Genomic DNA, 21471 nt, shown 5'->3' on the forward strand with positions numbered 1-21471 from the left:
TCAGCGGATTTTTGGGCTTGAAGCGGACACAGACGAGTTAATCGTTGTTAATTGTCCGCGAGACAAAGCGCTGGTCTGAACATTGCAGCGGGCAAAAAAGCCGATCGCTGCATCACTTTCGAGCATTGCCGGCAATCTGCACGTTGCACTGACGCCAGAACCTGCGGAATATGTCGGCAAAACTGTGGATTAGAAGGCTTGCGTGCCGCTGACGCTGATCCGCGCTGCCCTTCACGGAGGCTTCACACGCCGTGGGCAGGATTATAAAAATTTCGCAGGAGTGAGCTGTTGAGTCTTCCCCCGAATCAGGCCCTCGGTTTCGGCCCCTATCGGATTCAACCCGGCAAACGGCTGCTGCTTGAGGGCGAGCAGCCGTTACGCCTGGGCCGACGTGCCATGGACATTCTGCTGATCCTGCTGGCGCATGCCGGCGATGTCGTGAGCAAACAGCAACTAATTGCCGGCGTGTGGCCGGACAGCATCGTCGAAGACATCAATCTGCGGGTGCACATGGCGGCTTTGCGCAAAGCCCTGGGCGACGGTCAGGGCGGGCAGCGATACATCGTCACGGTGGCGCAGCGCGGCTACAGTTTTGTCGCACCGATCAGGCTGCAATCGATCGAACAGCACACCTGCGCCGAAACCGGCACCCGGCATAACCTGCCACTGCGCCGCACGCGAATGATCGGCCGCCAGCCGCTGGTCGACAGCCTGATCAGACAGTTGCCGCGCCAGCGCTGCATCACACTGGTCGGCCCCGGTGGCATCGGCAAAACCACCGTGGCCCTGCGCGTTGCCGAACAGATGATCGGCCACTATCGGGACGGTATCCGGCTGCTGGATCTGTCGCCGATCAACGACGCGCGAATGATCTGCTCGCACCTGGCGGCCCTGCTGGATGTGGTGCTGCATGACAACGATCCGCTGACCCACCTCGTCAATGCGCTGCGCGAGCGCCAGATGCTGCTGGTGATCGACAATTGCGAACACCTGATCGACGCCATGGCACTGCTCAGCGAGAACATTTTGCGCGGTGCACCGCAGGTTCACATTCTGGCCACCAGCCGCGAGAGCCTGCGTGCCGAAGGCGAGTATGTGCAACGCCTTGAGTCGCTTGATTACCCACCACCGATTGCCGTGCTTGATCGTGCGCAGGCGTTGAGTTTTTCGGCACTGCAACTGTTTGCCGAACGCGCCCTGGCCGCGCACGAGGGCTTCGAATTGAGTGACTCCGAGCTGCCCGACGCAATTGAAATCTGTCGGCGTCTGGACGGCATTCCACTGGCGCTGGAGCTGGCGGCGGCGCAGGTCGGAGAACTCGGCCTGCAGGGTTTGCTCAGCCAGCTGCAAGGGCGTCTGCCGGTATTGGCGGCCGGCAATCAGAGCAGCGTGGAGCGCCATCAGACGCTGCGTGCCACGCTGGACTGGAGCTTCAACCTGCTCACCGATTGCGAACAGACCTGCCTGCGTCGACTCGGTGTGTTTCGGGGTGGCTTCACGCTGGAGTCCGCCGCTGCGGTGATCGGTGGACAGCACATTCAGCCCGGCGAGGTGTTCGGTTCGATCACACAACTGGTCGCCAAGTCGTTGCTCAACGTCGAAGTCGGTGACGAAGAGGTGTTCTATCGTTTGCTCGACACCACGCGCCGCTATGCCCTGGAAAAACTCGAGCAAGGCGCCGAACTCGCCGAAACCCGCGAACGCCACGCTGAACGCTGCCTGGCGCTGATGTATCAGGGGCAGACCGATTGGGAAACCACCTCAACCGCACTGTGGATCGAGCGCTACGCACGCGGTCTGGAAGACCTGCGTGCGGCGCTCGACTGGAGCCTGAACGGTGCAGGCCCCAACGATGTGGGGATTTATCTGGCCGCGACCTCGGCGCCCCTGTGGCAAGAGTTGTCGCTGCTCAAGGAATACGGCGGTTACGTGCGTCGGGCGCTGGCCCTGTTGGAAAACGCTGCCGAACCTTGCCCTCGGGTGAAGATCGCGCTGAAGCTGGCGCTCGGCAGCGCCTGCTACCACACTTGGGGTGGCACCCCGGAAACCATCGCGGCGTTCGTCGATGCCCATGCGCTGGCGCAAGAGTACGACGACGTGGCCGGCCAACTGCGTGCAGTGTCCGGGCACATGGCGGTCAACCTCAGCTGTGGCCACTATCGGTCGGCGCTGGAACAGAGCGAGCAGTTCGATCGACTCGGCCTGCACGGCGACCCGCAGCTGTCGCTGAGTACACATCGCCTGCGGGTGTTGGCGCTGCATTACGCCGGCGACCAGCAGCAGGCACGCCTGCATGCCGAGCAAGTGATTCAGCGCATGGCACAAAACGGCAACCCCAACCGCTTCACTCATGGCTTCGGCGTGCAGTACGACCAGAGCGTCGCCTCGCTGACGGTGCTTGCCCGGGTGTTGTGGCTGCAAGGTTTCCCTGAACAGGCCTGGCGTACGGCCAGGCAGGCACTGGACATCGCCGTGCAGATCAACCACGGCACCTCGATCTGCTACACCCTGGCGCTGGCCAGTTGCCTGATTGCTCATTACAACGGTGATCAGCAAAACGCCCGTGCTTTGCTGCAGCAGTTGCTGGAACAGGCGCAGAAGCACTCCGTATTGCTGTTCTATCGCTGGGCATGCCAGTACGCGCAGGTCCTCGACGCCGATGCTGCCGTGCCGATAGCGACCGAAGACAGCGGCCTGATCAGGGAGATCATGGTCACCCTGGACAGCAGTTTTGTTGATGACGCGTTGCTAGAGCGGGCACGCAGCGGAGCGGCAGGCTGGAGCACGGCGGAGATTCTGCGGGCTCGGGCCGATCGGATGTTGATTGAAGATTCGGCTTGCCCCGACAGCGACACCGGGCAGGCCGAAAAGGTCTTGCTCCAGGCACTGTCGATCGCGCAAACCCAGGGCGCCCTGGCCTGGGAACTGCGCAGCGCCACTTCGCTGGCGCAGTTGTGGCAACGGCAGAACCGCTACCGCGAAGCACTGGAGTTATTGAGCCCGATCTATCAACGCTTCACTGAGGGCTACACCACCCCGGACTTGCGCAAGGTGCGCTGGTTACTCGACGAGTTGGGCCGCCAGCTGCGTGCCTGAGACCCAACGACTGCGGCTGACGAAGCGCGCATGCCGACGCTCGTACTCGTTGGATTCACCGCTGCGTTCAAGTTGTTCGCGGGCGTAACGACGGGTGGTGTTGAGCATGCGATAGCGCAATCCGGCACTGCCCCGCTCCACCGCCAGCAAAGACTTCTGCGCCAACCGATCAATCATCAGGGCCAACGTCGACGGGGGTAATTGCGCGCAGCTGATGACGCCCATCGCCGCATCAATGGCAAACGCCGTTTTGAAAACCGACAGGCGTTGCAGCACCCGCTGCTCCTGCTCATTCAGCCGTTGATAGCTCCAGTCCAGCGCGGCTTTCAGGGTTTGATGGCGTGGCACGGCAGTACGCCGACCATGGCTGAGCAGCTGTAAACAATTGTCGAGTTGTGACTGCAAGCCGACCATCGCCAGCGCATCAATGTGCGCCGCCGCCAGTTCAATCGCCAGTGGCAGTCCATCCAGCCGCCGACAGATGTCGCGCACAGCATTGAGATCCTGTTCGCGCAGGGTAAAACCCTGCTGCCGGGCTCGGGCACAACTGACAAACAATTGCACGGCCGAATAGCTCATGGTCTCTTCGACACTGCCCAGCGCTGAGGATTTGGGAATGGCCAGAGGCGGCAAGGTCTGAACGGTCTCCTGACTGGCCTGCAATGCTTCGCGACTGGTCGCGAGAATCGACAACCGTGGCGCGGCCTCCAGTAAACGTTCAACCAGAGCCTTGCAGGCTTCACGCAGATGCTCGCAGTTATCCAGCACCAGCAAGCTGTGACGCGCTGCCAGCGTGACGAGATCGGTATCGAGGGTGTGCAACAGATAATCGAGCAGTGGCGTGGCGTCGTTGACTACCGCCAGATCCACCAGCCAGACCCCGTCGCGAAAATGCTGTAACAGCAACTCTGCAGCACGCAACGCCACCGTGGTTTTGCCAACCCCCGCAGGCCCCGTCACGGTCATCAATCGGCACAGTGGCAATTGCCGCACCATCGAGCCCATCACTGAATCGCGACCGGTCACCGGCGTCAGCCGCACAGGCAGGTTGTGTTGGGGTGCTTGCAGATTTTCCAGGGCCACGTGCTCGAAATTGTCGCCGTGCACGGGAGCAACGAAGCTGTAGCCACATTGCGGGACATTGACGATATAGCGTTGGCCGTTCTCACCGTCACCGAGCGCCCGGCGCAGGGCGGCAATGTGGACGCGAAGATTGATCTCTTCGACCACTGAAGTGGGCCAGACCCGTGCAATCAACTCTTCCTTTCCGACCACTCGGCCTGCGCGCTCGACCAGCACCTGCAGAATGTCCAGTGCACGCCCGCCCATACGCAGTTGCCGATCCCCGTCGAGGATCAGCCGTTGGCGCAAATGAAAGGCATAAGGCCCGAAATACAGGACTGACGCCGAGTACAAATCGTTGAGGCTGTTCATGCCAACTATCTTGGCAGCCTGCGATGACGGCACAACCTTCACACAGGGCGCAGCACGGACATCCGGGTGCGCACAACGGACAGAACCGCTCTAGCTGAACTGTTCGCGGTATTGCACAGGGGTAAGGCCAAGTTTTTCCGCGAACAACAGACGCATGTGCCGAACACTGCCAAAACCACTCTTGTAGGCCACGGTTTTCAAAGGCAGGTCAGTGGTTTCCAAAAGATTTCGTGCGCAGTCGATACGCGCACTTTGCAGGAACTCCATCGGCGTCATATTGATGTCGCGGACAAACGTCCGCGCGAAGTGCCGTGCACTCATGTTGGCCAATCCTGCCATGCGCTCGACACTGAACACTTCGTCGAGATGGTCCAGGACGTAATTCTGTACTCGGGTGATCGGTGTTTCCTGAGGCGCCACCGCCGCCATCAAGGGGCTGAACTGCGCCTGTCCGCCTTGACGTTTCATCACCACCAGCAGCACTTTGGCGACGTCCTGGGCCAACTTCTTGCCGTGATCCTGCGCCACCAGCGCCAGCGCCAGGTCGATGCCGGCCGTGACCCCGCCAGAGGTGATCAGATTGCGATCCTCAATAAAAATCTGGTCGGTGGCGACGCTCGCTTTTGGAAATGCCTTGATCAGGCGCTCGGTGTAATTCCAGTGAGTGGTCACCCGATAGCCATCGAGCAACCCGGCGTGGCCGAGTACGAAGGCGCCGGTGCAGATAGAACCATACCGCTCGGCACAGGGTACGGCCGCTTTCAGCCAAGCCAGCAACCCCGGGTGTTTTTCGTTGTAGGCCCCCGGCCCTCCTGGCACCAGCAGCAAGTCGTAGCGCTCAGTGGCTTGTTCGATATGCCGGTCGGTGTGTACCAGCACACCGTTGGACGCACGCAACGGCCCGCGCTCGGTGCCAAGCGTGGTCAGTTGATAGTGCAACTCCGGTTTCAGATAGCGATTGGCCACCGAAAACACCTCCAGCGGCCCGGCCATGTCGAGCAGCAGAAAGTCGGGGAACAACACCATTGCCACGGTTTTCATGGGATACACATCACTGATAATCAAAGGTAAACGGACAGGACAGGCTGAGCATTATGGCCAACTGCGGCACAGTCGTCGGAAAAAAATACGTGATCGAGCGCACACAACTGTCAACCAGAAACGGACAGTATTTCAATTTCCATCTACTTATTACCCCGCAGAGTAAACAGTAATCTTCTCCTCACTCGGACGAATTCACGTCCCCCAAGGAGATTTCATCATGCTGACTCTTCGCAAAGCCTCCGATCGTGGCCTCGCCAATCATGGCTGGTTGAAGTCGTTCCACACCTTTTCCTTTGCCAGCTACCGCGACCCGCGTGAACAGGGTTTTTCCGACCTGCTGGTGATCAACGATGACCGCGTTGCCGCCGGTAAAGGTTTCGGCCAGCACCCGCATCGCGACATGGAGATCTTTTCCTACGTGCTCGAAGGTGCGCTGGAACATAAAGACACGTTGGGCACCGGCTCGGTGATCCGCCCTGGCGACGTACAACTGATGAGCGCCGGCAGCGGCGTGGCGCACAGCGAGTTCAACCATTCGGCCACCAAACCCGTGCACTTTTTGCAAATCTGGATTGTGCCGGAGATCAGCGGCGCCAAACCGCGCTATCAGCAGGAGCACTTCAGTGCGCAGAAAAAACGCGGTCGTCTGCAATTGATCATCTCGCCGGACGGCAGCGATGGTTCGCTGACAGTGCGCCAGGATGCGCGGGTTTACGCCGGGTTGTTCGACGGCAAGGAAAGCGCCACCCTGAAACTGTCCGCCAACCGTTACGCCTACGTGCATGTGGCTCGCGGCAGTGTTGAACTCAACGGCCAGTTGCTGCAGGAAGGTGACGGCGTGCGGGTTCGCGAGGAACAGGCGTTGACCCTGAGCAATGGCGTGGATGCCGAAGTGCTGGTGTTTGACTTGCGTCCGCAAGAGCTGCCGCAAATGCCATGAGGCATGGGTTTCCAAATGCCAACAAAAACGGCCTTCAATTGAAGGCCGTTTTTTATTTTGGCAACACCGATGATGGCTGCTCGGCAGGCTTCGCTGCACCGACATCTTTGCCCGCCTGAACCACCGCCAATGTTGTTTGTATCGCTGCATACAGGTTGGCCTGACTGGCGAAATAGCCACCGACGACAATGCTGACCACACCAAACAGATGCACAGCCGTTGCCATCCAGACGTTGGCATTCACGGTACCCGCCTTTTTGAGTGCCTCTCTGGACTCGATGGCGATGCCTTGAATCACCGAGTCGTAGCGTTTATCCCGCTCGAAATGAATGCGCTCGTTCGCCTTGTCTCGCTCTGCCTGGGAGCAAAGGAACTCTCGAATATCGGCGTGCACTCGCTCTACCCGAGCATCCATCCTTGCCTCGATGGTCTCGATCCGGGCGTTGAATTCTTCACGGCTGATAGCGTTCATGATTTGTGTGTTACGACCTTTGCTCAATGTGTCGAAGCTTTGATATTGCTCGAATTCCCTGGCTTTCAATCCGATCCCCTTCCCTGGGTTACCGATACCTTCACTGGCGCACCGATTTCCTGGCGCTGCGAGTTGCATCAACCTTAAGGCTGGCGCTCCAAGCCCACAAGCCGGCAGATTCCGCTGTGGATGTAGGGCGTTTCGTCAGACGCTGTAGCTTGTCCAAAACGCTTTGAGCCGTCACTCATTCTCCAGTGCAAACGCCTCGACAATCTGCTCAATCACCGCCCTGACCCGTGCGGTGTGGCGCAAGTCCGCGTGGGTCACCAGCCACACCTCATACGGTTGCGGGCGATTGCGCTCAGGCCAAAGCCTGACCAGGCCATCGCGCTCGCCCATGTACAGCGGAATTTCTCCTACGCCCAGGCCAGCCGCAATCGAGCGGCGTACCAACAGACTGGAACTCAGGCTGGCGACAATCCGCCCGCGATGCAGCGGTTCGCAAACCAGCGTCATGTCTTTGTGCGCCTGCAAATACGGCTGGTAGACCACCAGGTCATGGCCTTCGAACGCCGTACCCTGCGGCGGGATGCCATGGGCGTCGATATACGCCTGTGAAGCGAACAATCCCACGGGCCAGCGTGCAATCCGCCGCGCGATCAGATCGGGATTGTCAGGCCGGGTATTGCGCACGGCGATGTCCGCCTCGCGCTTGGCCAGGCTAAGGATCTGGGTGGAGGCGTCCAGTTCAACGCGCACGTCCGGATGCTGCGCGTGCAGGCGGGTCATGGCCGGGATCAGGAAGTCGATGGCCAGTGAGTCGGTGGTGCTGACACGTACGTTGCCGGTCAGACGATCATCCAGGCCCTGAATCTGCCGCTCAAGTTCCAGCGCCGACTGCTCCATTTTTTCCACGCTTTTTAGCGCGGCTTCGCCGACTGCGGTCAGTGCGTAGCCGTCGGAGGTGCGCAGGAACAAGGTCGCGCTCAGGGACTTTTCCAGCGCCGTGATTCGTCGCCCGACGGTCGCCTGATCCACCCCCAGAACCCGCGCTGCGCCGCGTAATGTCGACTCCCTGCATACCGCGAGAAATACCCGCGCATCATCCCAGTTCATGCTGCCCGCCCCATGCAAATTTGCATCACTATAAAGCCAAATCGCTGCATTACCGCAGCAAAGATAGCCGATATTCTGAGCGCCATAGACCTTCCTCAGGATCGCTGTCATGCGTACATCAACCTCAGCCTTACCGATTTTCTCGGGACTCTGCGCCAGCCTGGTCGGCATTGGTCTGGCGCGTTTTGCCTACACACCGCTTATTCCCTCGCTGATTCAGGCGCAGTGGTTTTCTGCCAACGACGTGGTCTACCTCGGCGCAGCCAATCTGGTCGGCTATCTGATCGGCGCCCTGCTCGGCCGGCCGATCGCGCGGCAACTGGGCAATAAAAACGCCCTGCGACTGATGATGCTGCTGGTCACCGCAGCGTTTTTTGCTTGCGCATTTCCGTTGTCGGTGAGCTGGTTCTTTGGCTGGCGATTGCTGTCGGGGATTACCGGCGGCGCGATTATGGTGCTGGTGGCGGCGACTGTACTGCCCCACGTGCCGGCATCCCGCAAAGGGCTGGCCAGCGGTGCGATTTTTCTCGGTATCGGCCTGGGCATCGCCGCCTCCGGAACCATCGTCCCGCCCTTGTTGAATATGGGCCTGCACGCCACCTGGTTGGGACTGGGCGGATTGTCGTTGTTGCTGACCGCAATAAGTTGGTTTGGCTGGCCTGCTGATCTACCGCACCCGACCGCCATTCACGAAGGCGCGACGGTTGAGCCAACGCCCTCCGCCGTCTATTTGCTGTTCGGCCAATACGCATTCATGGCCGCAGGTCTGGTGCCGGCCATGGTGTTTCTGGTGGATTACGTGGCTCGCGGGCTTGGTGCCGGGGCGCAGATTGGTGCCCTGGTTTGGGTGATGTATGGCCTGGGCGCAATTGTCGGCCCGGTAAGTTACGGCTTTCTCGCGGATCGGCTTGGCGCGCGGATGGGCATCCGGCTGGTATTGGTGGTGCAGGCGATTGCGCTGGGACTGCTGGCGGTTTCCCACTCATTCATGGCGTTGGCCGTGCTGGCAGTGATCGTCGGTTCATTCCCGCCCGGCATCGTCCCTCTGGCCTTGGCCCGCGTGCATGAACTGGTGCCGGATCACCATCGCCAGCAAATCGCCTGGAGCCGTGCCACCGTATCGTTTGCCACGTTTCAGGCGCTGGCCGGATTTGCCTATTCGGCGCTGTTCAATGCCACGGGCGGTCAGCACGCAATGCTCTTCGTGATCGCCGCAGGGGCGATTGTCGTGGCGATTCTGTTGGAGCACGCCCTGAAATGGCTGCCCTCAGCGACTGAACCACGTGTCTGTGAAAATTGAAGGGAATCATTGCCTGCGGGGCGCGCTCCCATCTTCAGAACCTCAAGCAACAGGAATCGACATGACTTTGCCCAACGAAATGACCCGGATCGAAATCACTCAACCTGGTGGCCCGGACGTCTTGCAAGCCAAGCGTGTGCCCCTGCCCGTCGCTGCAGCCGGTGAAGTACTGATCCGCGTGCATGCCGCAGGGATCAATCGTCCCGACGCCCTGCAACGGGCCGGCAAGTATCCAATGAAGCCGGGGATGAATCCGATCCCCGGTCTGGAAGTGGCCGGCGAAGTGGTGGCGCTGGGTGCCGGTGTCAGTCAGTTTGCCGTCGGGGACAAGGTCTGCGCGCTGACCAACGGTGGCGGTTACGCCGAATACTGCAACGTCCCGGCCGGACAAACCCTGCCGATCCCCGATGGACTGGATTGGGTGCAGGCCGCCGCTATCCCGGAAACCTCCTTTACCGTGTGGGCCAACCTGTTCGGCCTCGGCGACGCACAGCGTGGTCAGCGCGTGCTGATCCACGGCGGCACCAGCGGCATCGGCACCACCGCACTGATGCTGTGCCGCGAATTCGGCATCGAAGCATTCGCCACCGCCGGCAGCGCCGATAAATGCGCAGCGATCAGCAAACTGGGTGGGCAGCCGATCAATTATCGCGAGCAGGATTTCGCCACGGTCATCGCCGAAAAAACTGCTGGCCAAGGCGTTAACGCGATTCTCGACATCATGGGCGCTTCGTACCTCAACGGTAATGTCAGCGCGCTGGCGATGGATGGCCGGCTGGTGATGCTGGGCTTTCTCGGTGGCGGCAAGGCCAACGACATCGACCTGCTGGCGATCATGGCCAAGCGTGCGGTGATCACTGGCTCATTGCTGCGTGCGCGAACCGCTGAGGAAAAGGCCGAAATTGCCGAGCAACTGCGCGAACACGTGTGGCCGGCGCTGGCCGCCGGACGCTGCCTGCCGATCATCGACAAGGTTTATTCGCTGAACGATGCGGCCCAGGCACATGCGCGCATGGAAGGTGGCGACCACATCGGCAAAATCGTTCTGCGCGTGGGCTGAGCCGCAGCATTTTGTAATCGTTGCGAGTAGACGGTGGTCGAAAAAGTCACGCGCAGACCGAGCCTTCTGGTAAAAAGCCTTCTTTGTCTGCGCTGTGGTGAACCGTTTAATGTTCCTGTCCTTCATGACCCGTTTGCGTCGTCGCCGTCTGGCGTTCGCCTGCATGGCTGCGCTGATCATTGGCGTGCCGACGAGTTGTGCGGTGCTCGAACACACCGAGCGCAAACTGCTGTTTCGCATCGAACCGGGCACGGCCGGCTGGTATCACGGCTTGCCGGGCAGCGTGCAGGAACTCGACTTGCAGCCCAAGAGCTTCAAGGCCGGGCAGAATATTCATGCCTGGTGGTGGCCCGCAGAACGACCGAACGCTCCAGCGATTCTCTATCTGCATGGCGTGCGCTGGAACCTCACCGGACAGCTGTTCCGCATCGAGCAGTTGCGCGCGGCCGGCTACTCGGTACTGGCCATCGACTACCGTGGTTTCGGCCAGAGCAAGGGCGATCTGCCTTCGGAAAGCAGCGTGTATGAAGACGCCCGCGTGGCGTGGGAGCGCTTCAAACTCCTGCAGCCCGACCCGAGCAAGCGCCTGATCTACGGCCACTCACTGGGTGGCGCCGTGGCTATTGATCTGGCCGCCGAACTCGGCCAGGACGCCGCACGGGACAAGACACCGCTGCCGGTCAAAGGTCTGGTGATCGAATCGACCTTCACCTCTCTCGCCGACGTGGCTGCCGCCGTGGCCAACACCTCGCTACCAGTGCGCTGGTTGCTGTCACAGAAATTCGACTCCATCGACAAGATCGCCGAGATTCACATGCCATTGCTGGTGGTGCACGGCATGGCCGACGCGTTCGTACCGCCGCGCTTCAGCGAACAGCTGTTCAACGCCGCCCAACAACCGAAACGACTGCTGTTGGTGCCGGGTGCCACCCATAACAACAGCATGGCGCTGGGCGGGCAGAATTATCGCAAGGCGCTTGATGCGCTGATGCAGTCCAAACCCGCGCCGCGCGTGGCCGGCCCCGCACTGGTGCGCAGCGCGCAGGATTCCTAGCGATAGCCGCGAGCCTGCAGATCGAACAGTCTGGCGTAGTGTCCGTTGGCGGCGATCAGGCTGTCGTGATCGCCCTGCTCCAGTATCCGTCCAGCCTCCAGCACCATGATCTGATCGGCGTTGCGCACACTGGAAAAGCGGTGGGAGATCAGCAAGGTCATGCGCCCTTCGGTGTGCTGGCTGAAATGCTCGAACACTGCCGCTTCCGCTGCCGGATCCAGCGCCGAGGTCGGTTCGTCGAGAATCAGGATGTCGGCATCGCGGCGCATGTACGCCCGGGACAAGGCAATCTTCTGCCATTGCCCACCGGACAACTCCTGACCGCCAGCGAACCATCGGCCTAGTTGCGTTGCATAGCCACGGTCGAGCCCTTCAATGAACGGCGCGGCCATGCCTTCGGTAGCCGCAGCCTGCCAGCGCGATTCATCGTTAAACGCCGAGGTATCGCCCACGCCAATGTTTTCGCCCACGGTGAACTGGTAGCGAATGTAGTCCTGAAAAATCACCCCGATACGCCGCCGCAAGGTGTTCTCTTCCCAATCCTGCAAATCACTGCCATCGAGCAGAATGCGTCCCTGATCGGGCCGATACAGGCGCGTCAGCAATTTGATCAGCGTGGTTTTGCCTGAGCCGTTCTCCCCCACCAGCGCCACGCTCTTGCCCGGCACCAGGTGCAGGTCAATGCCTTCCAGCGCCGCACGGTGGGCGCCCGGATACCGAAAACCGACGTTTTCAAAGCGCAGGCCATCGCCCGGTTGTGCGCCGACGGTGAGATGGCCGGAATCGGCGAGCACCGGTTCGGCCAGATATTCATACAGGTTGGACAGATACAGACCGTCTTCGTACAAGCCACTGATCGCGCTCAGACTGCTGCTGACCGCACTCTGCCCCTGCTTGAACAACACCAGGTACATGGTCATCTGACCAAGACTGATATTGCCGTGCACGGCATCGATCACCACCCAGGCATAAGCCAGATAGAACGCCCCGGTGCCGAGCAAGCCGAGACCGAAACCCCAGCCATCACGACGCAATGTCAGACGCCGATCCTCAGCGTAGAGCTTGGCAAAAGTGTCCCGATAACGCTGCAACAGCAACGGCGCAAAGCCGAACAGCTTGACCTCTTTGATGTAGGCCTCGTGGGACAGCAAGGTTTCAATGTAATTTTGCTGCCGACTCTCCGGGGCGCGGCGGGTGAACAGGCGGAAAGCGTCGCCGGAGAAATGCGCCTCGGCAAAGAACACCGGCAACGCGCCAATCACCAGCAACACCAGCGCCCACGGCGAAAAATGCACCAGCAGCACACCGAAGCTGATCAGCATGATCAGGTTCTGGATCAGCCCCAGCGACTTCATCACCAACGCCAGCGGCCGGGTCGAGGCTTCGCGGCGCACGCGCACAAGCTTGTCGTAGAACTCGGAGTTCTCGAACTGCACCAGCGACAGGGTCTGCGCTTTCTCCAAAATCAGCGTGTTGACCTTCTGCCCCAACTGCACCCGCAACAACGACTGCTGCACCGAGAGCGCCCGTTGCGTACCGGACAACAACGCCAACACCCCCGCCTCCATCAGCACATAACGCAACACCGGCCACAGCGGTGCAGCGCCCTGCTGCGCATGCAACTGCATCGCCGCCACCACCGCATCGACGATCCGCTGGCCCAGCCATGCGGCCAGCGCCGGCAGCACACCGGCAATCAGAGTGGCCAGCACCAGACCCAGAAACAAACCGCGAGATGTCGCCCAAACCAGTAGCAAGGCGCGCCGGGCCTGATCGAACAAAGCGTGGAAGCGGGAAATCAAAGGCATGGAACACAGAGCTCGACGGCGGATGGAGCGTGCCATGGTACTCCGCAGGTTTGATCCGTGCTGAAACTGCGCTTTTTCATGAGAAAAACATCTGGAAAAACTCTGGCCTTTGCAGCGTCCAAAGCTCTGCTATGTTTTAGCCGCCCTTAGCGGAACCTGGCGAAAATCGCCTCTCTCCGCGCCTACTGTCAGGAACCCCGCCATGCGAATCAATCCCTGCCTGATCTTCAACGGCAACTGCCGTGAGGCTTTCAATTGCGAGACTGACAAGTGACGCTGACTTTTCGTCAGGCATGAAAAAGCCCAACCTCTTCAGGTTGGGCTTTTTGGTTTATCGCTGGGCCAGCTCATGCCGCACGCATTGTTCGTAATAGGTCTGCTTGACCGCCGCAGGCTTGAGCTTCGACGTGCTGTTGTAAGTCTGCTCGGTAATCCCCATCGCCGTCATGCGCATCCACGGTTGCTGGAACTTGCGCACCTGCAACTGCTTGCGCGCGCCATACAACGAGATCCCCGACAGCTTCGACTGTTGTGCGCCGGCGGCGATGTCCGAGCCCCACGTACAGGCAAAACGATGGCTCTTGCTCAACTCCTTCGCTTCAATGGCCGAAGCGAAAGCAGCCAGGGAAAGCGTTGCAACGGTTATGACAATCGTCCGCATATAGCCAACCTAACCTTTTGAAAAAAGGCGAGTTTGCCGGGGAAGCCCAAGCCCGGGGGCCAGCAAATTGCCGCATTTGCGAGATTGATCCGGGCCTGCGACGCGATCAGCGACAGCTGCCTACCTCAACCCGCAGACGCTCGGCGCCCTCTTCCGAGCATTCGATAGTGACCGGCAAGAAGCGCTCGATCACCGCGATGTTGCTGTGCAGATGCTCGGTCATCCTTGGGGTGGTAAATGATCCACCGCCGGCCAGCGCCATCGGCAGCAGCAACTGATCGGCGAGGTGTTCTGCCACCGCTGCGTCACTGCGCAACCAGTCTGCCGCCTGATTGATTGCGCTATCAGCGACCTTCTCCGCCCGTAACAACACTTGGCCAAAGGCACTGAAAACTTCGGTGACGTGCTCGAACACGTACTCCAGCAACAACACATTACCGGGGCCACGCGCCGGATCGAGCGTGATCGGATGCAATGTTTCCGCTGCCCAGCGCAAGCGTTTGGCTACCTGATTCAATTCACGCTCGGCGACGCTCGGTGCGAGACCGGCCGTCAGCGCCAAGGCTTGCTGCGACAGCAGCGCCCCGCGCTCACACAGGTCCAGCGGCGTCAGTTGCGACGGCTGCACCGTGACGTCGATCTCACCGCCACCGGCCGGGACAAAGCCGTGACGCAGCAGATCCAGCTCAATGCCGGCACCCATGCGCCGCATCAACGGCAACCAGCTGCGCGTAAGGAAATCGACAGGCGGGGCCAACGGATTATGCGTACCGCCGCTGATCCGTACGCGACTTGTGCCCGGCGCCTGCAACAGCGCCGGCAGCAATGTCTGCAACACCAACGTGCAACTACCGGCCGTGCCGATCGCAAACCGGTAATCACCCGAACGAATCGTTCCCGGCTCAAAATACAGCTCCTGCGAGCCCAGTTCTGCTCCCGCGATCCGTGCGCCGCAGACTTCGGCAGCTGCCATCACTGCCGTCAAATGCTGTCGCAACAATCCCGGCCGACTGCGGCGGGCACGAATCTGTTTAATGCGAAACGCCTGGCCTGTCACCATCGACAGGCTCAGCGCGCTGCGCAATACCTGACCGCCGCCAATCGCGCCGTCCAGTTCAATCACTTGCGGTTCCATTTCAATCCTTACGCATACAGCCCGACGATGTCCCTGAGGTAGTCATCCAGTCGTCGCGAGTCTTCCTGAGTTCTGAGTAATGTGGGCGCATCGCGTTCGAGTTCGGCAGTGATGAACCTGTGCAGTGCCGGACGACGCGGGCCGTAGGCGCGCTCGTCGGCATTGCGTTTAAGTGCCAGCAGTTCGTCGACTTCAGCGAGCAGTGCGCGGTCGTCGACCGTGGTCAGCAGGTCGGCGAAGGTCATCGGTGGACGTCCACGCCCCTGATCGATCCAGCGTACCGCCAGCAACGGCCGCAGCACGTAGAAGTACTTCTTGAACCGCACGCTGTCGCCTTGCAGGTACTGGCGAAAGTTGTTTTTCGCCATCGACAGATAGTGGTTGCGGGCTGCCGGCGGGCTGTAGAACGCTTCGGCCAGCTCCCGCAGTTGCGCAACCTGCGCGCTTTCGCTGCGGTACACCAATGGCGAGTCGAGCCACTCCAGCAACGTCGGATTGGACTTGCGCAACAACCCGAGGGTCTTGCGCAGTTCCCAGCCGCTGACGTCCAGTTCATCGTCCAATGGCCGCTCGATCACCGCGCGCGGCGTGTCGACCTGAACGAACCACTGCGGTTTTTCCACGTACACGAACCGCACGTCGTAGTCGCTGTCGGTCGAGGCAAAGCCCCAGGCCCGACTGCCGGACTCACAGGCGTACAACACCGTGACATTGCGCTCGCGCTCTATACGCGCCAACTCTTCCAGTACCCGCGCACGCATCGTGGCGCACAGCGGGTGGCGTTCTGCAAATTCCATGACTGCTGATCCTTTTATCCTTTGACGCACACCACTTGCCGCAGGGTGTGCAGCACTTCCACCAACTCGCGCTGGGCGTGCATGACTTTGTCGATGTCCTTGTAGGCCATCGGAATTTCGTCGATCACCGCTTCATCCTTGCGGCACTCCACATGCGCCGTGGCGCGGATCTGGTCTTCGACGGTGAAAGTGTTCTTTGCCTTCGTTCGGCTCATGGTGCGGCCGGCGCCGTGGCTGCAGGAGCTGAACGACTCTTCGTTGCCCAGGCCGCGCACAATGAAACTCTTGGCGCCCATCGAACCCGGAATGATCCCGAGTTCACCTTTCTTCGCCGACACCGCACCTTTGCGGGTGACCAGGATTTCTTCGCCGAAATGCCGCTCTTTCTGCACGTAGTTGTGGTGGCAGTTGACCGCTTCCAGCGCCACCTCGAACGGCTTGCGAATGATCTGGCGCGTGGCCTGAATCACCGCGCGCATCATCAGTTCGCGGTTCTGTCTGGCGAAGTCTTGCGCCCAGCTCACCGCTTCCACGTAATCATCAAAGTGCTGGCTGCCTTCTTCGAAGTACGCCAGGTCACGATCCGGCAAGTTGGCGATGTGTTGCCGCATATCCGCCTGAGCCATCTGAATGAACAGGTTGCCAATGGCGTTGCCGACACCGCGAGAGCCACTGTGCAACATGAACCAGACCCGATTGGCTTCGTCCAGGCAGACTTCAATGAAGTGGTTGCCGCTGCCGAGCGTGCCCAGATGCCCACGGTTGTTGGTATTGGCCAGTTTCGGGTACTTGTCGGTGATCAGTTTGAAACGTGGCTGAAGCCCCGCCCAGGCCTGATCGGCTTGCTGCGGAATCTCGTCCCACGCGCCCTTGTCGCGCCGCGAACGGGTCGAACTGCGGCCATGGGGCACCGCTTTCTCGATGGCGCTGCGCAGGCCTTGCAGATTGTCCGGCAGGTCGGCTGCGGTCAGCGACGTGCGTGCGGCGATCATGCCGCAACCGATGTCCACACCGACGGCCGCAGGGATGATCGCGCCCACCGTCGGAATCACGCTGCCAATGGTCGAGCCCTTGCCCAGATGCACATCCGGCATCACCGCCAGATGCTTGAAGATGAATGGCATCTTTGCCGTGTTCATCAGCTGCTCGCGGGCCTCGTTTTCCACCGGGACGCCTTCGGTCCAGAGTTTGATCGGCTTGCCGTTGGCGACTTCGAGCAGTTGGTAAGTGTGTGCTTTCATTTCTCTATTCTTTATTCGTTGGCCGATGATTCGGCGTTGTTCCGTCATGTGCAGCGACAAAAAAACAGACACTGTGGCTCTGCCAGTCGAGCCCCCGTTGCCGGGGCGGGATTCGAACCCGCGTTCCGATGGAGTACCTGTTGCATTCGCTGCCCTCTTTTTCAATAAGGTGGCACGACAAAAGTTGATGACTGTTGCGCGTTGCCGCGCACCGGGGTTGACCGGTCTCAGATGTACAGCCATCAGGCATTCGTGCCGTCACACACGCTGACAAGGGTTTGATGAGACGTCTTGGATGTAGTCCCACCGGCATTCAGCGCCTGCGACAAATCAATTCATTGCATGTTCTCGATCGCTTCGACCCAGTGCTGCGCGCCGTAACGACCGCAGGTGAACTGCTCGACCACATCGAACACCGCATCGCTGAAACCACCGACATTCAGAATGTCATCGCGATCCGCTGCCTGCGTTGCATAACCCGGCTGGATATCGATGCACACCAGCCGCGCCTGCGGGTTGATCTGCTTGATTCGTTCCCATTGGCGCATGGTCTCGCTTGCTCCATGGCGTCGCGTATCGATCCAGGACTCGTTGTCCGATACCAGAATCAGCGTATCGACCTTGGCTTTGCTGTCCGCCAGTTTCTTCAGCGGCGCCGAGCAGTTGGTGCCTCCACCAAAGATACCGGCCAGTTTCTCCGCGTTGCTGATCACGCTGTCCCGTGGGTTGAGCTGGATGTCCACCACCTTCACTTCGAACGGCATCACCCGCGCCGCCGGCTGTTTGCGCAACACCGCTGCCGCGACCAGTGCCGCCACATCGATGCAACGCACTGCGGTGGTTGCACCCTGACGATAACCGGTCGCCGGGCTGCCCATTGAACCCGATACGTCCGGGCAAACCACCACCGCGCCTTCCAGCTTCGGCACGTTGGCCAGCGATAACTCAAGTGCGTCCTGCAATGCCTCGCGGATCTGCAGCGGCACGTTATCGCCAACCATCCGGTAGGCCGCCAGCAACTGGTACGGATAAACCCGCGCCTTGGCCACTTCTTGCGGATCTGCAAGTCGCGCTGCCACGTACTCGACGCAACCCGGTACCTCGAACGCGCCATGCCGCGCCAAGGTGTTGAGGTTGATGCGCAACCCCTGCCAGCCCATGTTGCAAGCCTGCGCCGCCCATTGCTCTTTGCTCAGGGTTTCGTTGCCGAGCAGTTGAAACGGTACTGCGGGTACTTCGTGACTCGCACCGCTGCGAAATGCCAACAAATCGCGGGTCAGTTGAGGCAATGCCTGCACATCCACCGGTTTGCCGATCAGCCAGGCGAAGAACGCTTCACGCCAAGCCTCAGCCGGTTTCGGATGAACCATCTTCACCACATCCGCCAGCGATGGCTGGTTGCCAATCGACGCTTGCAGCAGTTGACGTTCGGTCGCGCCGTTCAGCCAGTTCTGCACCAGACGCTTGGGTTGCGAACCAAGGGATTTGCGCCCGGTGGCGCCACTGCGCAGGATCTGCACGTAGTTGCGCAACATCTTGCCGCTGTCGATCACTTGTTCGAACACCTCAGGTACCAACGTCGAACGGTTCGCCGTCAACGCCGCCAGCAACAACGCCGGCATGTCTTTCATGTGGCCCTTTTGGCGAGCGTAGACAGCAGCCTTCGCCACGAAACGGCTGTCGAGTTCAGCCACCAGCTTCAACACTTGATCCAGCTGGCTTTCGGCGCTGGCGTAAAACGTCTGGTTCAGACAACCGGTGACCGCCAGTTGAGCCAGTTGATGCTTCGGGGTGTAGGCATATGCCGAGGCACCGGAGGCATTCAAAGTGTCGCAGGCTGGCAGCTGTTTCGATTGCGTGTTGAAGAGTTTGAAGTTGGCCATCGTGGCGTCTCGCTCTGTTGTCCTGTTCGTTGCGATAGGTATTGCAGCGCCTGTGCCAGTTTTTGAAAGGTACAGAATTTATTTTCTATCTTATTGATTTATATAGTTTTTTATTTTTTATCGATTTTTTTGAGCTGAACCGAAGACAAACCCCGCGTGAGAAACCTATCATTTGATATCGTCATTTATCTTTTGAGATAGGCATGCCCAACAAACGTACTGTCGCGATCGGTTTTATCGGCGCCACGCTGGATCGCGTTGGCAAGGGCGCCAATCGCTGGAGCCACTGGCGACCGAGCGTTGGCCTGTGCCAGCAACCGGAAGTGCTGATCCATCGCCTGGAACTGATTCACGGTATCGACGCACGCGACATCAGCCTCGCTGAACGGGTTCGCGCTGATATCCAGCAGATCTCGCCGGAAACCGAAGTCCACCTGCACCCCATGGCACTGCGCAATCCGTGGGATTTCGAAGAGGTCTACGGCGCGCTGCATGACTTCACGACGGCCTACAGCTTCGATACCGAGCACGAGGACTATCTGGTTCACATCACCACCGGCACTCACGTCGCGCAGATTTGCTGGTTCCTGCTGACCGAAGCACGCTATTTGCCGGCACGCCTGATCCAGACTTCCCCCGCCCGACGCAAAAGCGAAGATGAACAAGCCACCGGCACCCACGCCCTGATCGATCTCGACCTGTCGCGCTATGACCGCATCGCCTCGCGTTTCGCCAACAAACGCCTCGAAGGCCTGGAGTTCTTGAAGTCCGGCATCGCCACACGCAACGCGGCGTTCAACCGCTCCATCGAACAGATTGAACGGGTGGCTGTGCGTTCCAAGGCGCCTATGCTGCTGATCGGTCCGACCGGCGCCGGCAAATCGTTCCTCGCCCGACGCATCTACGAACTCAAGCGCAGCCGCCATCAAATGCAGGGCCGGTTTGTTGAGGTCAACTGCGCCACCCTGCGGGGCGACGGCGCGATGTCGGCTTTGTTTGGTCACGTCAAAGGCGCTTTCACCGGCGCGCAGAACGCCCGCGACGGCCTGCTGCGCGCCGCGGACGGCGGCATGTTGTTTCTCGATGAAATCGGTGAACTGGGCGCGGACGAACAGGCGATGCTGCTCAAGGCGATCGAAGAAAAGCGCTTCTTTCCGCTCGGTTCCGACAAGGAGGTCGATAGCGACTTCCTGATCATCGCCGGTACTCACCGCGACCTGCGCAGCCGCGTCGCCGAAGGCCTGTTCCGCGAGGATCTGTACGCGCGCATCAACCTCTGGACATTTGATTTGCCCGGCTTGGCCGGCCGCCGCGAAGACATCGAGCCCAACATCGATTTCGAGCTCGAACGTCACGCTCGCGATCACGGCCAACTGGTGCGCTTCAACCTCGAAGCACGGCGGCGCTACCTCGCCTTCGCCAGCTCTCGCGAAGCGGCATGGCTGGGCAACTTTCGCGAACTGTCAGCGTCGATTACCCGGATGGCCACACTGGCGGACAGCGGGCGAATTGATGAGGAGCAAGTGCAGGAAGAAATTGATCGGCTGCGTTATGCGTGGGGGCTGGTGCAAGCGGACGGCGTGTCGGATGACCTCCCGGGAGACGCCGATAGCCTCGACCTGTTTGATCGACTGCAATTGAAGGCGGTAATTGAAGTATGTCGGCAAGCGGACAGCCTGTCGGATGCCGGACGCAGACTGTTCGGCGTATCGCGCCAGGCCAAGGCGCAGCCGAATGATGCAGATCGCTTGAGAAAATACCTGAGCCGCTTCGGGATTGAATGGGCCGACTTGCAAGGCCGCAAAACATAGCGCCCTCGACTGGCGCACACAGCTTGCACGAAAGCAGATGCATTCATAAGCTCGACATTCATTGCCGGCCACCCGAAAAATAATGCCCCATGAGAGCCACTACAACTTGAGCGAGCTTTTTGATTTCCTGGCAGCACTCGTCGCTTACGATGACTTCAGATCAAGGCGGCGCAGTAATCGTGTGTTTTCGCGCCGCTTTGTCGCGGTCATGTTTGTGGTCGGCTTGGTAGAAATCCTTTTACTTTCACATTGGGCCGGGTATCTGTGACTCTACCGCTCGTCCAACGGATAGCACCTTAGGCCCGTTCATACCTCCAATGAGTTACCCCCCATCGCGCGGAAGACTCAGATATGAACAAGTCGATTGCAACCCTGACGCTTGCAAGCCTGCTGTTGACTGGCTCGTTCCTCACGCAGACCAGTTCGGCAGCAACACCGACGGCCTCCTCCGAGACAAATCAAGCGCACAGCTCCGAGTCCAACGAGGAAAAAGCCAATAAAAAGGGCGAAGAAGCGTCAGGTTCAAACTCCGGCGCCGAACCGCAAGAAACACAGAAAGACGCCGCAACCTCCAGTGACTCGGAGGACATTAAGCAAGATTCGAAACCTTAATACCTGG

The 21471-nt window shown here is 60.0% G+C and carries 17 protein-coding genes; 7 read left to right on the forward strand and 10 right to left on the reverse strand.

What is annotated here, in order from left to right; all coding sequences use genetic code 11:
• Positions 1 to 288: 288 nt before the first annotated feature.
• Positions 289 to 3096, forward strand: coding sequence for an ATP-binding protein (locus ACS4NR_RS11345; protein ID WP_456020137.1), 2808 nt, complete (start codon positions 289 to 291; stop codon positions 3094 to 3096).
• On the opposite strand, the gene ACS4NR_RS11350 is transcribed toward ACS4NR_RS11345, so the two are convergent.
• Both ACS4NR_RS11350 and ACS4NR_RS11355 read right to left on the reverse strand, forming a co-directional pair.
• Positions 3061 to 4530: an ATP-binding protein gene (locus tag ACS4NR_RS11350; RefSeq protein WP_456020138.1), complete on the reverse strand. Its 1470-nt coding sequence runs from the start codon at positions 4528 to 4530 to the stop codon at positions 3061 to 3063. The two genes, ACS4NR_RS11345 and ACS4NR_RS11350, sit on opposite strands and share 36 nt — an antisense overlap.
• Before the next feature lie 90 nt (positions 4531 to 4620).
• Positions 4621 to 5571: a GlxA family transcriptional regulator gene (locus ACS4NR_RS11355; protein WP_456020139.1), complete on the reverse strand. Its 951-nt coding sequence runs from the start codon at positions 5569 to 5571 to the stop codon at positions 4621 to 4623.
• A gap of 220 nt (positions 5572 to 5791) precedes the next feature.
• On the opposite strand from ACS4NR_RS11355, the gene ACS4NR_RS11360 reads away from it, so the two are divergent.
• On the forward strand, positions 5792 to 6514 hold the full coding sequence (locus ACS4NR_RS11360; RefSeq protein WP_095136690.1) for a pirin family protein: 723 nt from the start codon (positions 5792 to 5794) through the stop codon (positions 6512 to 6514).
• Between the two features lie 52 nt (positions 6515 to 6566).
• Here ACS4NR_RS11360 and ACS4NR_RS11365 read toward each other — a convergent pair whose 3' ends face one another.
• Together ACS4NR_RS11365 and ACS4NR_RS11370 are read right to left on the reverse strand one after the other, a co-directional pair.
• Positions 6567 to 7055 carry a hypothetical protein gene (locus tag ACS4NR_RS11365; RefSeq protein ID WP_456020140.1) on the reverse strand — a complete coding sequence of 163 codons (489 nt, stop codon included), beginning with the start codon at positions 7053 to 7055 and terminating at the stop codon, positions 6567 to 6569.
• A 171-nt stretch (positions 7056 to 7226) separates the two neighbouring features.
• Positions 7227 to 8102, reverse strand: a complete 876-nt coding sequence (locus ACS4NR_RS11370; protein ID WP_456020141.1) for a LysR family transcriptional regulator — start codon at positions 8100 to 8102, stop codon at positions 7227 to 7229.
• A gap of 109 nt (positions 8103 to 8211) precedes the next feature.
• On the opposite strand from ACS4NR_RS11370, the gene ACS4NR_RS11375 reads away from it, so the two are divergent.
• The 3 genes from ACS4NR_RS11375 to ACS4NR_RS11385 all read left to right on the forward strand — a co-directional run bounded on the left by ACS4NR_RS11375 (position 8212) and on the right by ACS4NR_RS11385 (position 11516).
• Positions 8212 to 9402, forward strand: a complete 1191-nt coding sequence (locus ACS4NR_RS11375) for a YbfB/YjiJ family MFS transporter (RefSeq protein WP_456020142.1) — start codon at positions 8212 to 8214, stop codon at positions 9400 to 9402.
• Positions 9403 to 9463: 61 nt separating this feature from the next.
• Complete coding sequence (locus ACS4NR_RS11380) at positions 9464 to 10462, forward strand: NAD(P)H-quinone oxidoreductase (RefSeq protein WP_456020143.1); 999 nt, start codon at positions 9464 to 9466, stop codon at positions 10460 to 10462.
• Between the two features lie 109 nt (positions 10463 to 10571).
• Positions 10572 to 11516: an alpha/beta hydrolase gene (locus ACS4NR_RS11385; protein ID WP_204896304.1), complete on the forward strand. Its 945-nt coding sequence runs from the start codon at positions 10572 to 10574 to the stop codon at positions 11514 to 11516.
• Here ACS4NR_RS11385 and ACS4NR_RS11390 read toward each other — a convergent pair.
• From ACS4NR_RS11390 to ACS4NR_RS11415, 6 genes are all read right to left on the reverse strand, one after another.
• A complete protein-coding gene (locus ACS4NR_RS11390; RefSeq protein ID WP_456020144.1) occupies positions 11513 to 13324 on the reverse strand; it encodes an ABC transporter ATP-binding protein in 1812 nt (603 codons plus the stop codon). The genes ACS4NR_RS11385 and ACS4NR_RS11390 overlap by 4 nt on opposite strands.
• A 331-nt stretch (positions 13325 to 13655) precedes the next feature.
• Positions 13656 to 13985 carry a hypothetical protein gene (locus ACS4NR_RS11395; protein ID WP_041066178.1) on the reverse strand — a complete coding sequence of 110 codons (330 nt, stop codon included), beginning with the start codon at positions 13983 to 13985 and terminating at the stop codon, positions 13656 to 13658.
• Between the two features lie 106 nt (positions 13986 to 14091).
• Positions 14092 to 15120: an RNA 3'-terminal phosphate cyclase gene (gene rtcA, locus ACS4NR_RS11400; RefSeq protein WP_456020145.1), complete on the reverse strand. Its 1029-nt coding sequence runs from the start codon at positions 15118 to 15120 to the stop codon at positions 14092 to 14094.
• A gap of 8 nt (positions 15121 to 15128) precedes the next feature.
• Positions 15129 to 15917: a nucleotidyltransferase domain-containing protein gene (locus ACS4NR_RS11405; protein ID WP_456020146.1), complete on the reverse strand. Its 789-nt coding sequence runs from the start codon at positions 15915 to 15917 to the stop codon at positions 15129 to 15131.
• Between the two features lie 14 nt (positions 15918 to 15931).
• Positions 15932 to 17158 (reverse strand): RtcB family protein, encoded by a 1227-nt coding sequence (locus tag ACS4NR_RS11410; protein ID WP_456020147.1) that lies wholly within the window; start codon positions 17156 to 17158, stop codon positions 15932 to 15934.
• Positions 17159 to 17493: 335 nt separating this feature from the next.
• Positions 17494 to 19041 carry an RNA-binding protein gene (locus tag ACS4NR_RS11415; RefSeq protein ID WP_456020148.1) on the reverse strand — a complete coding sequence of 516 codons (1548 nt, stop codon included), beginning with the start codon at positions 19039 to 19041 and terminating at the stop codon, positions 17494 to 17496.
• Between the two features lie 203 nt (positions 19042 to 19244).
• Here ACS4NR_RS11415 and rtcR point away from each other — a divergent pair, with 203 nt between their 5' ends.
• Both rtcR and ACS4NR_RS11425 read left to right on the forward strand, forming a co-directional pair.
• Positions 19245 to 20852, forward strand: coding sequence for an RNA repair transcriptional activator RtcR (gene rtcR / locus ACS4NR_RS11420; RefSeq protein ID WP_456020149.1), 1608 nt, complete (start codon positions 19245 to 19247; stop codon positions 20850 to 20852).
• 351 nt (positions 20853 to 21203) lie between these two features.
• On the forward strand, positions 21204 to 21464 hold the full coding sequence (locus ACS4NR_RS11425; protein ID WP_095136701.1) for a hypothetical protein: 261 nt from the start codon (positions 21204 to 21206) through the stop codon (positions 21462 to 21464).
• Positions 21465 to 21471 lie beyond the last annotated feature (7 nt).

The organism is Pseudomonas sp. JQ36, from assembly GCF_053851495.1.